General features: G+C 54.3%; 15 protein-coding genes. 11 read left to right on the top strand and 4 right to left on the bottom strand.

What is annotated here, in order from left to right:
- Positions 1-69: 69 nt before the first annotated feature.
- The 3 genes from KP806_RS11685 to KP806_RS11675 are packed head-to-tail and all read right to left on the bottom strand — an operon-like array spanning position 70 to position 3,391.
- Positions 70-189 (bottom strand): paeninodin family lasso peptide, encoded by a 120-nt coding sequence (locus KP806_RS11685; RefSeq protein ID WP_224723774.1) that lies wholly within the window; start codon positions 187-189, stop codon positions 70-72.
- A gap of 29 nt (positions 190-218) precedes the next feature.
- Positions 219-2,150, bottom strand: coding sequence for an asparagine synthase-related protein (locus tag KP806_RS11680; RefSeq protein WP_224723773.1), 1,932 nt, complete (start codon positions 2,148-2,150; stop codon positions 219-221).
- Positions 2,147-3,391: a sulfotransferase gene (locus KP806_RS11675; RefSeq protein WP_224723772.1), complete on the bottom strand. Its 1,245-nt coding sequence runs from the start codon at positions 3,389-3,391 to the stop codon at positions 2,147-2,149. Before KP806_RS11675 ends, KP806_RS11680 begins: the two co-directional genes overlap by 4 nt.
- 594 nt (positions 3,392-3,985) lie before the next feature.
- On the opposite strand from KP806_RS11675, the gene KP806_RS11670 reads away from it, so the two are divergent.
- The 5 genes from KP806_RS11670 to KP806_RS11650 all read left to right on the top strand — a co-directional run bounded on the left by KP806_RS11670 (position 3,986) and on the right by KP806_RS11650 (position 8,145).
- Positions 3,986-4,735, top strand: a complete 750-nt coding sequence (locus KP806_RS11670; RefSeq protein ID WP_224723771.1) for a YveK family protein — start codon at positions 3,986-3,988, stop codon at positions 4,733-4,735.
- Positions 4,716-5,366, top strand: coding sequence for a CpsD/CapB family tyrosine-protein kinase (locus KP806_RS11665; RefSeq protein WP_224723770.1), 651 nt, complete (start codon positions 4,716-4,718; stop codon positions 5,364-5,366). The genes KP806_RS11670 and KP806_RS11665 overlap by 20 nt, the downstream gene beginning before the upstream one ends.
- Before the next feature lie 225 nt (positions 5,367-5,591).
- Positions 5,592-6,494, top strand: coding sequence for a UTP--glucose-1-phosphate uridylyltransferase GalU (gene galU, locus KP806_RS11660; RefSeq protein WP_224723769.1), 903 nt, complete (start codon positions 5,592-5,594; stop codon positions 6,492-6,494).
- A gap of 2 nt (positions 6,495-6,496) precedes the next feature.
- The gene (locus tag KP806_RS11655; protein WP_224723768.1) at positions 6,497-7,192 is read left to right on the top strand and encodes a sugar transferase; all 696 of its coding nucleotides are present in this window, start codon (positions 6,497-6,499) and stop codon (positions 7,190-7,192) included.
- 14 nt (positions 7,193-7,206) lie between these two features.
- Positions 7,207-8,145, top strand: a complete 939-nt coding sequence (locus KP806_RS11650; protein WP_224723767.1) for a glycosyltransferase family 2 protein — start codon at positions 7,207-7,209, stop codon at positions 8,143-8,145.
- A gap of 47 nt (positions 8,146-8,192) precedes the next feature.
- On the opposite strand, the gene KP806_RS11645 is transcribed toward KP806_RS11650, so the two are convergent.
- Positions 8,193-8,426, bottom strand: a complete 234-nt coding sequence (locus tag KP806_RS11645; protein ID WP_224723766.1) for a hypothetical protein — start codon at positions 8,424-8,426, stop codon at positions 8,193-8,195.
- On the opposite strand from KP806_RS11645, the gene KP806_RS11640 reads away from it, so the two are divergent.
- From KP806_RS11640 to KP806_RS11615, 6 genes are read left to right on the top strand one after another with little or no spacing between them, the layout of a single operon-like run.
- Positions 8,416-9,549, top strand: a complete 1,134-nt coding sequence (locus KP806_RS11640; protein ID WP_224723765.1) for an O-antigen ligase family protein — start codon at positions 8,416-8,418, stop codon at positions 9,547-9,549. The genes KP806_RS11645 and KP806_RS11640 overlap by 11 nt on opposite strands.
- Positions 9,550-9,552: 3 nt before the next feature.
- Entirely contained in the window at positions 9,553-10,911 is a 1,359-nt protein-coding gene (locus KP806_RS11635; protein ID WP_224723764.1) for a lipopolysaccharide biosynthesis protein, read from the top strand.
- Positions 10,912-10,964: 53 nt separating this feature from the next.
- Positions 10,965-12,206, top strand: a complete 1,242-nt coding sequence (locus KP806_RS11630) for a glycosyltransferase family 4 protein (RefSeq protein ID WP_224723763.1) — start codon at positions 10,965-10,967, stop codon at positions 12,204-12,206.
- A 35-nt stretch (positions 12,207-12,241) separates the two neighbouring features.
- A complete protein-coding gene (locus KP806_RS11625; protein WP_224723762.1) occupies positions 12,242-13,432 on the top strand; it encodes a glycosyltransferase family 4 protein in 1,191 nt (396 codons plus the stop codon).
- Positions 13,429-14,628: a glycosyltransferase family 4 protein gene (locus tag KP806_RS11620; RefSeq protein WP_224723761.1), complete on the top strand. Its 1,200-nt coding sequence runs from the start codon at positions 13,429-13,431 to the stop codon at positions 14,626-14,628. Before KP806_RS11625 ends, KP806_RS11620 begins: the two co-directional genes overlap by 4 nt.
- Positions 14,625-15,776 carry a glycosyltransferase gene (locus KP806_RS11615; protein WP_224723760.1) on the top strand — a complete coding sequence of 384 codons (1,152 nt, stop codon included), beginning with the start codon at positions 14,625-14,627 and terminating at the stop codon, positions 15,774-15,776. The genes KP806_RS11620 and KP806_RS11615 overlap by 4 nt, the downstream gene beginning before the upstream one ends.
- Positions 15,777-15,778 lie beyond the last annotated feature (2 nt).

Here is a 15,778-nt window from a genome sequence, read left to right as displayed (position 1 = left end):
GCCCTTATACGGATGCTGCTTGTATAAGGGCCGGGTCAAGCAATACTTTCTGTTACTCTAAGTACGGTACTAGCTGTAAAGGTCATGGTCTTCAACAGTTACGATGTCAACAAGTGTAACGCCTTTGCCTTGCATTGTGGAGGAAACTTCCAATACTTCCAAAGCTGGTGTTTGCCATTCTTTTTTCATTGCTTTCACCTCCTTTCATGAGTTCATGTTCAGGAGCATGCTTTTTTAAGAAAGCGGTATATAATGAGGCCTCGCATGAGAACTCTAACCTCCGGAAGGAAGGCGTATTCCGGTTTCGGGGCGGCCCCGTACGCCGATATTGCGGCCTTGATATGCTGAACGTTCAAGTACTCGCCGGCGACGGGGTCGTCGCAGATCTCGTTCAGCTCCCGGATGAAAGCCGGCCAGGATGCGGTCATCCGATGAACCCAGTCGGCTGCCTGAATGCCCCGAATCCGCTGATTGAGCCTGATGTTATCGGGCAAATAACCTAAGGTCGACCTGCGGATGAGGGCTCGGTCCATTCCGTCCTTGACGTACTGTCCGAATGGGAGCGACAAGCAAAACTCAATCACTCGCGGATCGGCGGTCGGATCGCGCTCCAGCACGCCATACCGGAGAGACAGCTTGGTCGCGGATGCCCCGTTCTTGTTGCCGAGGGCCATGCTCTGAAGCTTATCCCGCCGCAGCTCCGACGCCTGCCGGATCAACGGATCGCGTAATCCGACGCGCTGCGCGCGCAGCGTGGCGAACACATTCGTCCGATTGGCGAACTCCGGATTGATCAGAAGCATAGGCATATTGGCCGGCTGGGCCGAGCTGCCTTGAAGGAAGGGGAAGGCTTCCTTGGCGATTCTGGTCATCAACAATTTCCCCGCCATGCCTCTGTTCCGGCTGTACTGACGTGCCTCCCTGTAGCATTGAAGCCATTTCAGCTTGCGCACCAGCGTTGCGAAGTAGGGAACGGCAGGACCCCACGAGATGCTGAAGTTGCCTCTGGATCCCATGAGCAGGGCGCCGACCTTTTTCTGCTCAGCGGTTTCATAGATACCTTTTAACCAGAATGAATTTTCAAAAAATTTGTAAGGCGTTTCAAGTATGGACAACCAGTCGTCGATTTCGTCATAGGAGCTTTTGCCCGCAAAATCCAGATAATGTCCGTTAATATTGCCCACGTAGTTGACAGTGGACTGAATATACGGGCTTTCGTTGGCTACGGTGCCCCTTGGGGTCCAATCCACGAAATCGCGTTCCGGTATATAGCTGAACGTATGCAGGGATTTGCCGTTCTGCTTCAGCGCCTTGGCGGCGAAGCTGGCGACCGAACCGGAGTCGAGACCGCCGCTAAGCGTTGCTCCGACGTGCTGCCGGCAGCGGATTTTTGAGTCTACCGCTTTGCGGAACACTTCGCGGAACGCTTCCTCGTACTCTTCGTCCGACCGCAGACGGAGCTCCTTCACCGGCTCCCAGGCCCGGTACGGCATGACGGTCAGCCTGCCATCCTGCAAGGTAAACGTGTGGGCCGGCGGAATTTGGCGAACGTTCCGGTAGACGGTAGAAAATATATCCGTCGACTCGTACATTTCCGGTATGGCCATAAATTCGGCGAGCCACTGCTCGTCTGGTCGCTTATCCGTCCGCTGAAACGAGAGGAGAGGAGCGATCGTCGTGCAGAAGGCGGTATGCCCCGGCTCCTCGCGATAATAGAGAGATCTGCCGCCCATCCGGTCTCTGGCGCCGAATAAGCGCCGTTCCTTGTAGTCCCAGATGAGGAAGGTGAAATCGCCGATCATATATTCGGGAGCGCGAGCTCCCCATTTCCGGTAGGCGAGCAGAATCAGCTCGGCATCTGTGAGAACGTCTTGCTTCCCGCCGGCTTGCAGCCGGGCGATCAGGTCGTCCCGGTTGTCCAAAATCGCATCCGCGTTAATGACCAGTCCTGTCTCGCCGTCCTGGAAGGGAAGCCGCTCATGTTCCGCTTCGGGGGTGAAAAACTGCCCGATACAGGCGAAGAACAAGCCTTTGCCCATCCAGGTGCGGGAATAATCGTGTCGGTAGGAGGCCAGCCCGTTCATCATCTCAAGGGCTTCAGCTTCATTCACCGGTCCGTCCTGCGTATAAATACAGGCGACTGCGCTCATTTTCTCACCCCATCCGCAATCAGATAGCGGGACGCAAAGCGGGAGAGGGACTTACCGAACGGAATGAACGATTTAATCCGTTTCAGCTTCCCGTTCAGCTCCTTGAGCCTGGCTTTAGCCCTCCGCTCTTCCAGCAAACTTTTCTCCAGCCGCTTCTCTACCGCCCGCAGCGTAATTTGAAGCTGAAGCGCATTCGGCTGTCCTGTTCGGCTTGACGCCGGAAGGATAGAGGGGGCATCGGCCGCAATATGTTCAGCGGACGACTGGAGAAGGTAACCGGGGGTCCAGACGACTCCGCTCAGCTCGGCCAATTGCTTCGTCCGAAGCTCCAGCAGCTCCGAATCCGGCGCGCTTTCGAACCGGACTCCCGTTATTTTCTCGGCCTCCGCCAATTCCTCCGAATAACCGAGCTCATGAAACACCCGGGCGCCGAGCGCACGGCCGTACAGCTCGATTTCCTGTTTGTCCAGCGTTTCCTTCCAGCTGTGGACCGAATCCCGGTGAGGCTCGTTATGCCTGCTCAGGAATGGATCGCCAACCCCCATGCTGTAGAACAGCTCCGCTTTGGCCGTATTCATATGCTCGCTGTATTTCTCAACCCCTGCCTCGTATTCAAGGCCCAGAAACTCGCATAAGCGCATCATTTCCGCCTGGGGCTGCGAGACAAGCTGTTCGTACCGCAGCCGGCAGGCATAAGGCGAATCTCCCGAAAAGTAGCTGATATACCGCATAAGTCCGATCGTTATATCCGCCGTTTTGATATTGAATTTGGGAGACCGCAGATCCTGGATGAGATCGAAGCGGTCATTCATATGATGGTTGACCTTCTTATAGGAAGCGATGATGGAAAAAGGATTACGAATCAGGAAGATACGCTTGGAGTGAGGGAATAGCCGGTCGAGAAATTCAAGCATGTAGTAATATCTTGGTGATTTATCCACGACCATCCGGGCGCCGTCGCTTGTGCTTAGCAAACCGTTGTATACCTGAAGCGCGAAAGCCCGGCATGACTGGTCGAATAGTTCTTCGGTTAAAATTCCGTTATAAAACTGATTGATGATAGCCGTTCCCCCGTAAGGCCGGTAGGAGTTCTTCCGTAAGTCGTGCAAGCTCATCAGGAACCACATTTCCTGAGTGGCGAACACCTTGCTGTGATTTTGAAGCATTACCGTTGAAAGCGAGGTGCCGCTTCGAGGCACGCTCAGCAAGAATATGAGATTGTTGCCTCTCGGGTCAATCATCGTCGCTTCCTCCTTGCTCCTCTGTGTATCTCGTGCTTCCGGGTGGCTATGGTCATCATTATACATACTTTTATTCAAAACGCAAACAAAAGTTTTAGTATTCTATGAATACAATTCGAATCGAGAATGGCATTAATGAAGAAATCCATTACAGGCCGCGAAGCGGCAATTTTGTAGGCAGAATGCGGTAGAAAACCGACGCAAACGACGGCAGCCATTCAGAGCGAATATCAAGCGGAACAACCTTGTAGAATCCTGGCGGAATTGGCTACGCTTTCAGAAAATATTATTCGAAATGAGAATTTTTCTGTTTACAAAACTATGCAAAGGGAATAAAATCTACTCAACAGGTTCTCCTATCGAATAACCTGGAGGACGGTGAAAGGCTCATAATTGGCAGAGCAAGGGGGATCACCGCTTGATTCGTTTCCAAATCCAATTATGAAAACGGGTAGTGAAAACAATAGGTCCGTTCGACAACTTGGCATGCAGCTCCTCAATGAACGGCGCCAGGCGTTTACGCACGCCCTAAAGGTCGCGTTACGAATAATGTTTTTGGTTCATTAACAAATTTGTACAACGGAGGAATTGCAAATGGAACTGAAACAGTATTGGTCGGTCATCAGAAAAAACGTTTGGATGATCGGGTTAATCGTACTGATTGGCGCTGCGGCCACCGGATATTACTCTTACTTCCTGGTCCAGAAGCAGTACGCCGCCTCTACGAAGCTGATCGTAAACGAAAGCCAGAACGTGACGATCGCCGGAGAAGCGCTGGATGTGGGAAGCATTTCCGCGAGTATCCAGTTGACCAAAACGTACACGGAGATTATCCGGACGCCTTACATTATGAAGCTGGTCGTCGAGCAGTATCCGGAGCTCAACGCTACGCCGGAAGAGCTAATCGCCCGCGTACAGGTATCGAGCGTGAACGAGACGCAGGTAATGTCGATCAGCGCTATCGACAACTCCTACAGCAGAGCCGCCAATATCGTAAACGCCGTGTCGGTCGTCTTCCAGAAGGAAATTCCTCATTTAATGAAGATCGACAATGTGAACATCCTGAATCAGGCCGATCCCGCCGCCGGAGGGGCAACCATATCCTCAAGTCCGGTATCCAATATCATGATCAGTATTTTTATGTCGCTCCTGCTCGGGATAGGTTTTGCCTTTCTGCGTGAGTATTTGGACGACACCGTGAAAACGGAGAAGGACGTCGAGCAGCTGCTTGGCTTTCAGACGTTCGCGTTTGTCCCCTATACGAAGCCGGCAGGCCGCGTCGGCGGCGATAGCCGTCATAACGCACAGCTAAGGAGGGATAGCAATGCCGCGCTTGAAGTCTAGCTACCGTCTGATGACCGAGAATAACCCGAAATCCCCGGAGGCCGAGGCTTACAAAAAGCTGAGGACCTATATCGATTTTGCGGATCCGATCGAGGATATCCGCACGATCATGATCGCCTCGGCGAAGAAGGGGGAAGGGAAAAGCATGACCTCGGCCAATCTTGCCGTCGCTTACGCCCTGGCGGGGAAAAAGGCGCTGCTGATCGACGCCGATCTTCGCGAACCGACCCAGCACATCATCTTTCATGCTCCGGAAAATGCCGGCTTGACTACGCTGCTCCGGCTGAAGCATAAGTTCGACGACGCCGTGCAGCCGACCTCGATTATGAATCTGGATCTCCTGCCCGCCGGCCCTGTCCCGAGCAGCTCGTCCGAATGGCTGGCTTCCGCTCAGATGGAGAGCGTGCTTGCAGAAGCGAAAGAACGTTACGACGTTGTAATAGTGGACACGCCTTCCGTTCTGGAAGCGACGGACGCCTCAATCGTTGCGGCTTTATGCGACGGGGTGCTGCTGGTCATCAATCAAGGCAGGACGAGGAAGGAAACTGTGCTGCAAGCGAAGGCCGATTTATCCAAGGTGAAAGCCCGGTTTCTTGGTGTCGTTATGAACGACGCCAGAACGAGAGCGTAGCCGAAATCGAACTTCATTCTACTTCTATTGTTTCTCCCCCATAGGACAGCGCCAAGCGTTGCGCTGCATAGCTTTAGGTAATGTCTCCTGCACCGTTATCACCGGAGGCACTCGGTCATGCTGTGGGTCAGCGTACCTTAGACGTTAATCGTCGGGAGTGTGGCGTGAGGCGGGGTTAAATGCCCCTGTCACACTAAAAATAGATAATGAGGATAGGTGATCGAGATGAAAAAAGTCACGAAGGCAATTATACCCGCCGCAGGATTAGGTACAAGGTTCTTGCCGGCAACGAAGGCTATGCCTAAGGAAATGCTGCCGATCGTGGATAAGCCCACGATCCAGTACATCGTAGAGGAAGCTATCCAATCAGGAATCGAAGATATTATCGTGGTGACAGGTAAAGGCAAGCGTGCAATCGAGGATCATTTCGACATGGCTTTTGAGCTCGAGTACATGCTGGAGGAAAAAGGAAAGCTGGATATTTTGGAAGAGGTCCGCAGATCATCGAATGTCGAGATTCATTACATCCGTCAGAAAGAGCCGAAGGGTCTCGGCCATGCGGTCTGGTGCGCAAGGAAATTTATCGGCAACGAGCCGTTCGCCGTACTGCTCGGGGACGATATCGTCCAGGGACCGGTTCCTTGCACAAAACAGCTGATAGATCAGTATGATCACACAGGCCGCTCAGTGATCGGCGTACAGGCGGTAGGCGTTGACCAGACCCACCGCTACGGCATTGTCGATCCGCTCGATTCGTCCGGCAGACTCTATGAGGTCAACCGGTTCGTGGAGAAGCCGAAGCCCGGCTATGCGCCGTCCAATCTGGCTATTATGGGCCGGTACGTGCTGACGCCGGAAATATTCGAATATCTCGGCAGGCAGGAAGTTGGAGCCGGCGGCGAAATTCAGCTGACGGACGCCATCCAAATGCTCAACGACAGCCAAGGCGTATACGCCTACGATTTCGAAGGCATCCGCTACGATGTCGGCGAGCGGCTGGGCTTTATCCAGACGACGATCGATTTTGCCCTTCGCAGACCGGATCTGAAGCATCCGCTGCTGACGATGATGGAAGAGCTCATCGAGAAGGAGCGCTCCGGCGCGTACCCCGTAATCAGAGGTGAGTAATTATGCAGGCACCTAACCAAAGCGAAGCGGAGCTGGCCAAGCCGTACGGCGTGTACGTTCCGGCGGCGTTATCCAGCCGGTCGTCCGGCACTCTGTTTTTTGAAGTAAGCAAAAGAGGCGTGGATATTGTCGCATCGCTGACGGGGCTGATTTTATTGGCCCCGCTTTTCATTTTTCTGGCGGTATTGATTAAGCTTGAGGATCCAAAAGGATCCGTCTTCTTCAGTCAGACCCGCATCGGCAAATCGGAGAAGCCGTTCCGCATGTTCAAGTTCCGCTCGATGGTATCCAACGCCGAGGAGCTGCTGAAGGACATCCTCCATCAGAATGAAGTGAGCGGCGCCATGTTCAAGATGAAAGAGGATCCCCGCATTACGAAAATCGGCAAATTCATCAGGAAGACAAGCCTGGATGAGCTGCCGCAGCTGTGGAACGTGCTGAGGGGAGATATGAGCCTTGTCGGGCCGCGTCCTCCGCTTCCAAGAGAGGTCGAGGAGTATTCGGAATACGACAAGCTGCGCCTGACGGTAACGCCCGGCTGCACAGGCCTATGGCAGGTCAGCGGAAGGAATGATCTCAGCTTTAACCAGATGGTAGAGCTGGATTTGCATTACGTGGCGCAAAGAGGCTGCAAAATGGATACAAAAATCTTTTTCAAGACGATCAAGATCATATTATTTCCGAACTCAGCTTATTAAGAGAGGGAATGAGGATGGATATTTCGGTACTAGTTCCTACCTATAACAGGCCGGAGGATTTGGAAAGATGCCTGAAGGCCGTTTATCGGCAGACGCATATGCCGAAGGAGGTCATCGTCACCGTAAGAGTGGATGACGATGCTACTCATGACCTGCTTGCCCGGCTTCTGCCTCAGCTTCCCCAAAGCCCGGCGGAGCTTATTCTGGTAGACCTGCATGAGCCCGGCGTCGTACAGGCCATGAACAAAGGGATTGGGGTCTGCACGGCGGATATCGTGGCGATTACGGACGACGACGCGGAGCCGTTTCCGGATTGGCTGGAGCGTCTGCGCGCCCGTTTTATGGAAAGCAACGAGGTCGTAGGTGTAGGCGGAAGAGATCTTGTCTATCATAACGGAACCTATCAGGAACGCAAGGTGAAAAAGGTAGGAAAGCTGCTGTGGTACGGCAAGATGATCGGGAATCACCACGTCGGCAGCGGTGCGCCAAGCGACGCGGATTTTTTGAAAGGCGTCAATTGCGCATACCGTACCGACAAGCTGAAAGCCATTGGCTTCGAGAAGCGTTTGCTCGGCAAGGGAGCGCAGGTGCATTGGGAGCTGGTTCTCGGCCTTGCTCTCAGAAGAATGGGCGGCAGACTCATCTACGACCCGGAAATTAAGGTGAACCATTACGAAGGCAAAAGGCATGATGTGGATCAGCGGCAGACGTTTGTGCACCCGGTCGCGACCAAAAACATGGTGCATAACGAAACGTATGCGGTACTGACTCACCTTAAGTCGCTCCAAATTTTTGTCTTTTTTTTCTGGGCCGTAATGTTTGGCACCACCGCATCGCCAGGACTTGTCCAGATCGTCCGTTACCTGCTGAAGGGTAAGGGCAGTGTCGTACCGAGAAGCGTTTATTGCTTTCAGGGAAGGGTGATGGGCTTACAAACCTGGCTCAAACATTAACAGTTGGCAGGTGTATTGACATTGACAGCAATTATTGCAAGAAACGGCTATGTACCGTTAGGGGCGTTTATCGTATTCATCTCTTTGATTTCAACGCTGGGCGCGATCCGCTTCGGATGGCTGCCGGTTCTTTTGTTGGCCATTGTCATGCCCTGCTTAATCCTTTGGACAAGAAGCTCGCGCTGGTTCATGCCGTACATCTTGACCATATGGATCGTGGCCCCCGAAATCCGGAGATTGTACGATTGGACTATCCAGGAGTACAGCTCGATGTCGCTCATTATCATAACCCCGCTGCTGTGCAGCCTGTTTATCGCTCTTTCCATTAAAAAGGAGAAGAAGCTCGATAAGCGGATGACCAAAACGCTGCCGGCCATCTTCATTTTATTCGGACTAATGAGCGTTATCGGATTTATGAAAAACGGCATGAGCGCGCTGTACGATTTGGGCAATTACGTCATGCCGATGCTGGCCCTCTATTATATGGCCACGTCGGAGGACAAGAAGTTGTATGCTCTGCTAACGAAAACCTTTTATGCATTAGGTGTTATTGTGGCGGTATACGGCTGGATTCAGTACGTATGGGCCCCGCCGTGGGATACGTTCTGGATGATCGGCTCCGAGATGAGGTCGATCGGCCTGCCGGAGCCGTTCGAAATCAGAGTGTTTTCCCTGCTGAATTCTCCGGGGCCGTGCGGCATGTTTCTGGCCGTCGTGCTGGCCATGTGCCTCATGGACCGGCAATTAAGCAAGCCGGTCCAGCTGCTGCTGACGGCTGTTATCGGGAGCACGCTTCTGCTTACTTCGGTCAGGACAGCCTGGATTTTTGTCGTCGCCGTGCTTCTATTCGTTGCAATCTCCAACTACAAGAAAGACGGCTTCAAGCAGATCCTGAAGTATGCCGTCACAATTACCGCGGTTATACTTATCAGCATCAATTTGCCGGCTTTCAGCCATATTACGGATCGGCTGGCCTCGTTTTCGGACATTGAAAACGACCACTCTTTTAATGAAAGAATGGAGCTGCTGGACGCTTTTGTCCCGCTTGTCCTGCTGAATCCGGTCGGGAGCGGCTTCGGCAGCAACGGCCTCGGCACGAAAATAAACAACGGCGGGGAAATCGGGAGTCTGTCCATTGTGGATAACGGCTTTTTGAGCATTGGCATCACGTTCGGCTTGTTCGGCTTTATCGTCTATTTTTGGGCGATATCGGGAACGCTGCGAGATCTGTACCGCTATAAGCTGCCTCATGCGGCAGGCGAGTACAAGCCCGTCTTTTATGCCGCCATCATAAGTATGGCTTTCGGCAACGGGCTGATCGGGCTTTCCGGTTTTTGCTTGTGGCTGATGATGGCGATGCCTTTGCTGGGCAGCGAGGTCAGGAACTCTAGTGAAGGAAGCTGAGATATGAGAACATACGCCGGTCCACTCAACAAATTGTTCGGCTTTTATAAAAACGCCAAGGATTTGAAGCATGTAGCCGGCACCTTCGGCGCAACGCTCACGATCTTGCTCGGCAATATCGGTACCGGTATTTTATGCGCCAGATTTTTAGGTCCGGAAGGAAGGGGAGAGCAGGCGGCCATGATTATGTGGCCCCAGCTGCTCGGCTATGCGCTTATATTCGGCCTGCCGTCCGCACTGATCTACCGTTTGAAGACGAACGAGCGGGACAAATCGGAGCTGTTCTCGGCTTCAATCCTGCTCGGCTTCTTCCAGGCGCTGCTCGCGGCAGCCGTCGGTATCGTGCTAATCCCCGTATGGCTGGGCTCTTACGATCATGGAGTTGTCGTATTCGCGCAAATGTGCATGCTGATCACGCCGCTCGTCACTTTGACCCCGGTACTCGAATCGGCCTTGAAAGCGGAGAACGAGCACAAGCTGTACAACCGGTTAAGGCTATTAACGATCGCAGTTACTCTCCTGGCCATTAGTTTCTTTGTTCTGACCGGGAGGATGACGCCGCATAATACGGCTTTGGCTTATTTGCTAGCGAGCATGCCTTCCTTCTTCCTGATGGTGCGAAAGCTGATCGCTCTGTATAAGCCTAAATTAAAAAAACTGAAGCAATCGGTCAAAAGGTTAACGGGCTACGGCATTCGGTCGGCGGGCATCGACCTGCTCGGCACCGTGTCGGATAAGCTGGACCAGGCGCTTATCATCGCCTTTCTGTCACCGGCGCAGATGGGTCTTTATGTCGTGGCGCTCAGCCTGTCCCGCATGCTCAACATTTTTCAAAGCTCGATCGTGTCCGTCTTGTTTCCGAAGATGGCCGGCATGGATAACGGCGTCATCGGACCGATGACCTTGAAGGTGGCGAGAATATCGTTCGGCTGCTCGATTCTCGCAGCGCTCGTGCTGATGGCAGCCGGCTCGCCGGTATTGCAGCTGCTGTACGGGAAGGAGTATTTGGGAAGCGTCGGCGTATACCGCATATTGCTTCTGGAGGTCGTGCTTCACGGCACGATTTGGATTTTGGCACAGGCCTTTATGTCCGTCGGCAGGCCGGGCGTCATCACCCTCCAGCAAATGCTCGGAGTAGGCCTGAACATCCCGCTTATGCTTTTTCTGATTCCTAAATTCGGCATTACCGGAGCCGCTTTATCGCTGCTTACGGCTACATCGGTGCGGATGACGTTTATCCTCATTTATTACAAAAAATATTTCAAGCTGGCCGGCAAAGAGTTCCTGGCGATTGGGGCGGACATCGGCTGGCTGAAAGCGAAGCTGAAGCAAAGCGATGCGCGGGTGAGCGAGCATGCATGAGCAGCCTGCGAAAATAATGACCGTCGTCATCATCATCCGGAAAGGAGCTTGGTATGAAGATCGCCTTGTTTATGAGCACGGACACGTTTGAGGATTTTTTCGGCGGCGGGCTCGGATTGACGGAAGCGGACTATATCTCCACCTACCGCAACGACTTTTCGTTCGAATACGCGAAGATGCTATCGGAGGTCGGTATCGGTACGGTCATTTATAATTTTACCCGGCATGGGGAAAGCAGAGGCGCAAAGCACAGCCTTGTGGACTGCTTCGTGAAATTCGTTCCTACGACGAGCTGGTATAAGCTGTACCGCTCGATTCCTTATTCGGGAAAAACCTTCCTGGGCAGATATATCTCCTCCTACATTTCTACGAATGAAAGGCAGCTGGAGCAGGAGTTCAGGAAGGAAGGAATCGATATCGTCTACGTGCAGGAGTACGCCTACGGCAGATTTGATGCGATTGCGAAGGTCGCCAAACGGATGGGCATTCCCGTCGTCGGCGCCCATCACGGCAGCAGCATTCACAAAGGATTGCTGGAGCGGAAGCGGAGAAGCCTGAAGCTGGCCGATCTGATCACCTGCCTCAACTACGACGAGCTGAATAAAATGAAAGCTTGTTATCCGGAGCTGGCTGACAAAATCAAGCTCGTTCCGAATGCGGTCAATACCTCCTTGTTCAAGATCAAGGACAGGGAGGAATCCGCGCGAAACCTTGGCCTGGATCCCCGGAAAACCTACTTGTTAACGGTTGGCAGGCTGTTCGATACGCAGAAGGGCCATACGACGCTGATCAAAGCGATGAGCTTGATGGAGGCGGGACCGCAAACCGAGCTGCTGATTATCGGTACGGGTCCGGACCGTGAACTGCTGCAAAAGCAGATTGACCAGCTGGGACTGGGGCAGAAGGTGACTCTGGTCGGTCAAGTGCTGGACCGCGGCAAAATGAGCGATTATTTCAATTTATGTGAAATGTTCGTACTGCCGTCGCGCTACGAAGGGATGCCGCTCGTCATTCTGGAGGCGGGAGCGTGCGGCAAGCCGACGGTTGCCTTCGACGTTGTCGGCGTACGGGATCTTCTAAATGACGGCGAGAACGGCGTTAAGATTCCCGTCCACAGTGCGGAGCTGCTGGCCAAGGAAATCAGTTCGCTTCTGGCGGACGGCTTAAGGCGGAAAGCGATGGGCGCCAAGGCGCATGAGCTGGTCCAGCGGGAATACAACGAGCTGAGTCTCGCCAAAAAATTCAAACGTGAATTCGAGCTTATGCTTCCTGCCTCCTCTTACGCAGCAAATTAGAAGCTGAAATCTTATAGTGAAGCGGGTGTTATCGCATGAATGTCCTAACGACCGGAATGGGCTGGATCGACTTTCAGCCTGGAGGGTTAAACCGTTATTTTGCCGATTACAATCATGCCATGAAGCAGCTCGGGCACAGCGAGCTTGGCTTGGTTGTCGGCCCGCAGGGGCAGGCTTTACCGACCGGCTCGCTCAATATTACGAATGTCAGCCAAAGAGGCGGGGCCCGCGATTTGCTGTCGCGCATGAAGTCGATACAGAAGCACTCCAGGCAGGCGGTACATGAATTCCGGCCGGACATCTACAATCCTCACTTCGCTCTGTATGCCGCACTCGTGTCGCGAAATCTGATTCCGTCCCATGTTCCGATCGTGACGCATTTCCACGGTCCTTGGGCGATGGAATCCAAGGTCGAGGAAGCGAAATCGCTCGGCCCGGTCCGGGAAACCCGTTATTTTTTGAAAAAACAGGTGGAAATGCTCACTTACCGACGTTCCGACAGCTTTATCGTTCTGAGCGAGTATTTCCGTGACATTCTGATCGACACCTACGGTATCGACCGGAGAAGAATCAACATCATCCCGGGAGCGGTTGACCATATACGCTTCAAGCCGCATGAAGACCGGGAAGGGCTGCGCCGCCGGCTCAGCCTCGATCCCGGGCATACGGTGCTTTTCTGCGCCAGGAGGCTTGTTCGGCGGATGGGCATCGACCGTCTGATCGAGGCGATGCGGGAGGTAGTGAAGCATGAAAGCGGCGTTCGCCTCTTTATTGCAGGGGACGGACCGATGCGCGAGGAATTTGCGGGCTCCGTGGAGCGGTATGGCTTGTCTTCTTATGTGAAGCTGCTCGGCAGGGTATCGAACGAGGAGCTGGTGGAGTGGTACCAGGCTGCAGATTACAGCATCGTGCCTACCATTACACTGGAAGGCTTCGGGCTTGTTACGGTGGAGTCGCTTTCCTGCGGGACTCCTGTGCTCGGAACGCCTTATGGCGGAACGAACGAAATATTGAGCAAGCTGAGCGGCGATCTTCTGTTCAAGGACAGCTCGGCGGAAGCGATAGCCGCCAAGCTGGTGTCGGTGTTGAAGCACGAAGGACGCATCCCGTCGCGCGAGACTTGCAGGGAGCACGTCATGCAGCACTATACATGGCGCCGCGTCGCGGAGTCGGTTACGGCCGTGTTCCGGGAGGAAGTCGGAAAGCGAAAGGTGAATGCGAAATGAAAGTTGCCATTTACAATCATACGAGCCTCGTATCCGGAGCAGAGATTAGCATGCTGCTCACCGCCAAAAGCTTGACGAAGGCTCATCCGGTTATTTTCGCGCCGGAGGGGGAGGTGCTGGAGCGGGCCCGCAAGCAGGGAACCGCTGTGCTGGCGATTCCGAGCTACCGGGCGCGGATGTCGAAAAATCCGTTTCGATTGATGCGCGATGCTCTCGGTATGGCATTGGCCGGCTGGCGTCTGTCCGTGCTGCTGAAGAAGCAGCAGGTTGACGTCATTCACGCGAATTCAATCAGGGCCGGCATCATAGCGGCCTTATTCGCATGGCATCACCGGACCCCGCTCGTCTGGCATCTGAGGGATATGCCGCCGCAGGGATTGATCGGGATTCTGATGAAGCGGCTCGCCGATACGACGAGCCACGCCTTCATCGGCATCTCCGAATCCGTACTGTCCCATTTCCGTCACCCCCGTCTAGAGGGACGCTTCCACCTGATTCACAACGGTGTCGAGCTGCAGGAGACCGACGAAGGAGAGCGGCGCAGACACAGGCAGAACATTCGGGCGGAGCTGGGCACGCCGCAGGACGCTCGGGTAGCCGTGATCATCGGTCAAATCGCTCCATGGAAGAGGCAGGAGGATGCGATCCGGGCTGCGGCCGAGCTGATCGGCAAGGGCGACGATTTTTATCTCTGGATCGTAGGAGAGGCGAAGTTCCGTAAGGAAAACGAGGAGTATTTAGCCGGCTTGAAGCGGATGGTCGAGCAATTGAATATCGGAAACCGGGTCGTCTTTACCGGCTTCCGCGACGATGTGCTGGAGATCTGCTGCGCTGCGGATCTCCTTTTATTATGCTCCGACAACGAACCGTTCGGCCGTGTCGTTATCGAAGCGATGTCTCAGGGCACCCCCGTGATCGGAACACGGGCCGGCGGCGTGCCGGAGATTATCCAACATAACGAAAGCGGGCTGCTGTATCCGGTAGCCGACACCGGCAAGCTTGCCGAGCTTATGCGAGCGGTGCTGAGTGACGAGAAGCTGCGGCGCCGGCTGGGCGGTAACGGGCAAACTCGCGTGAAGGAAGAATTCACGATTGCCCGGACGGCCGAGAAGGTAGAGAAGGTTTATGCCCGGATCGCCCGGCGCGAAGGAGCGGCGGGCCGTTCGTTCGACCGGAGAGAGGAGCTGACGAAATGAAGGACGGGAGGAAGCTGAAGATCGCCATCGTCCACGATTATTTGAACCAGGCGGGCGGAGCGGAGCGGGTGGTCGGCGTGCTCCACCGGATGTTTCCGGATGCCCCTATCTACACAACGATCGTCGATCGCGGCAAGCTGCTCCCCGAGCTTCGGGATGCGGTTATCCATACGACTTTCATGCAGCGCATTCCGGGGATCCTGAAGCGCTTCAAGATGTTTTTCTGGCTGTATCCGATGGCGGTCAGGACGATGGACGTCCGCGGTTATGATCTCATTTTAAGCTCCAGCAGCGCTTATGCCAAAGGAGTCCGGAAAGGCCGCGGAAGCGCGCATCTCTGCTACTGCCATACGCCGATGCGGTTCGCGTGGGATTTCGAGAGCTATATGGAAGGCGTAAGCATTCCGAAATGGGCGAAGGCGGGAGCGAAGCTGCTCACTTATCCGCTGCGGCTGTGGGACCGGGGGAATACACGCAGCGTCGACATCCTCGTCGCCAATTCGACCGTCGTTCAATCCCGAATCAAGAAGCTGTACGGCGTATCGGCCCCGATCATTTTCCCGCCGGTCGACGTCGGACGCTTCGAGGTGGCGGACGCTGCGCCGGACGACAACTTTCTGATCGTATCCCGCCTCGTCTCCTACAAAAGGATCGACCTGGCCGTCGAAGCCTGCACCCGGCTCGGCCGCAAGCTGATCGTCATCGGGGAAGGCCCCGACCGCAAGCGGCTCGAATCGCTGGCAGGACCGTCGGTATCCTTTCTGGGAAGAAGGAGCGACGAGGAGGTGACGGCGCACATGAAGCGCTGTAAGGCGTTTCTGTTTCCGGGAATCGAGGATTTCGGCATCACGCCTCTTGAAGCCAATGCTTGCGGACGTCCCGTCATTGCTTACGGGGAAGGCGGCGCGCTCGATACCGTCGTCCCGAACGTCACCGGCATGTTCTTTTTGAAACAGTCGCCGGAAGCTTTGATGCAGACGATCCAAAGCTTTGAGCAGCGCCAGTGGGATTCCCGCCTTATCCGCAAGCACGCGGAATCGTTCCGCGAAGACGTATTTGTCCGGCAGCTTCGTGAAAGCATCAGCCATTTGACAGGTAGGGAAATGAGAGATCAGGCATCATTCATCAAAATGGAAGTGGGTGTATAGCC

The organism is Paenibacillus vietnamensis (assembly GCF_020169515.1).
In the GTDB taxonomy this organism is placed as follows: Bacteria; Bacillota; Bacilli; order Paenibacillales; family Paenibacillaceae; genus Pristimantibacillus; species Pristimantibacillus vietnamensis.
Note: the sequence above shows the minus strand (reverse complement) of the source record. Positions and strands in the feature narration are given on the sequence as shown.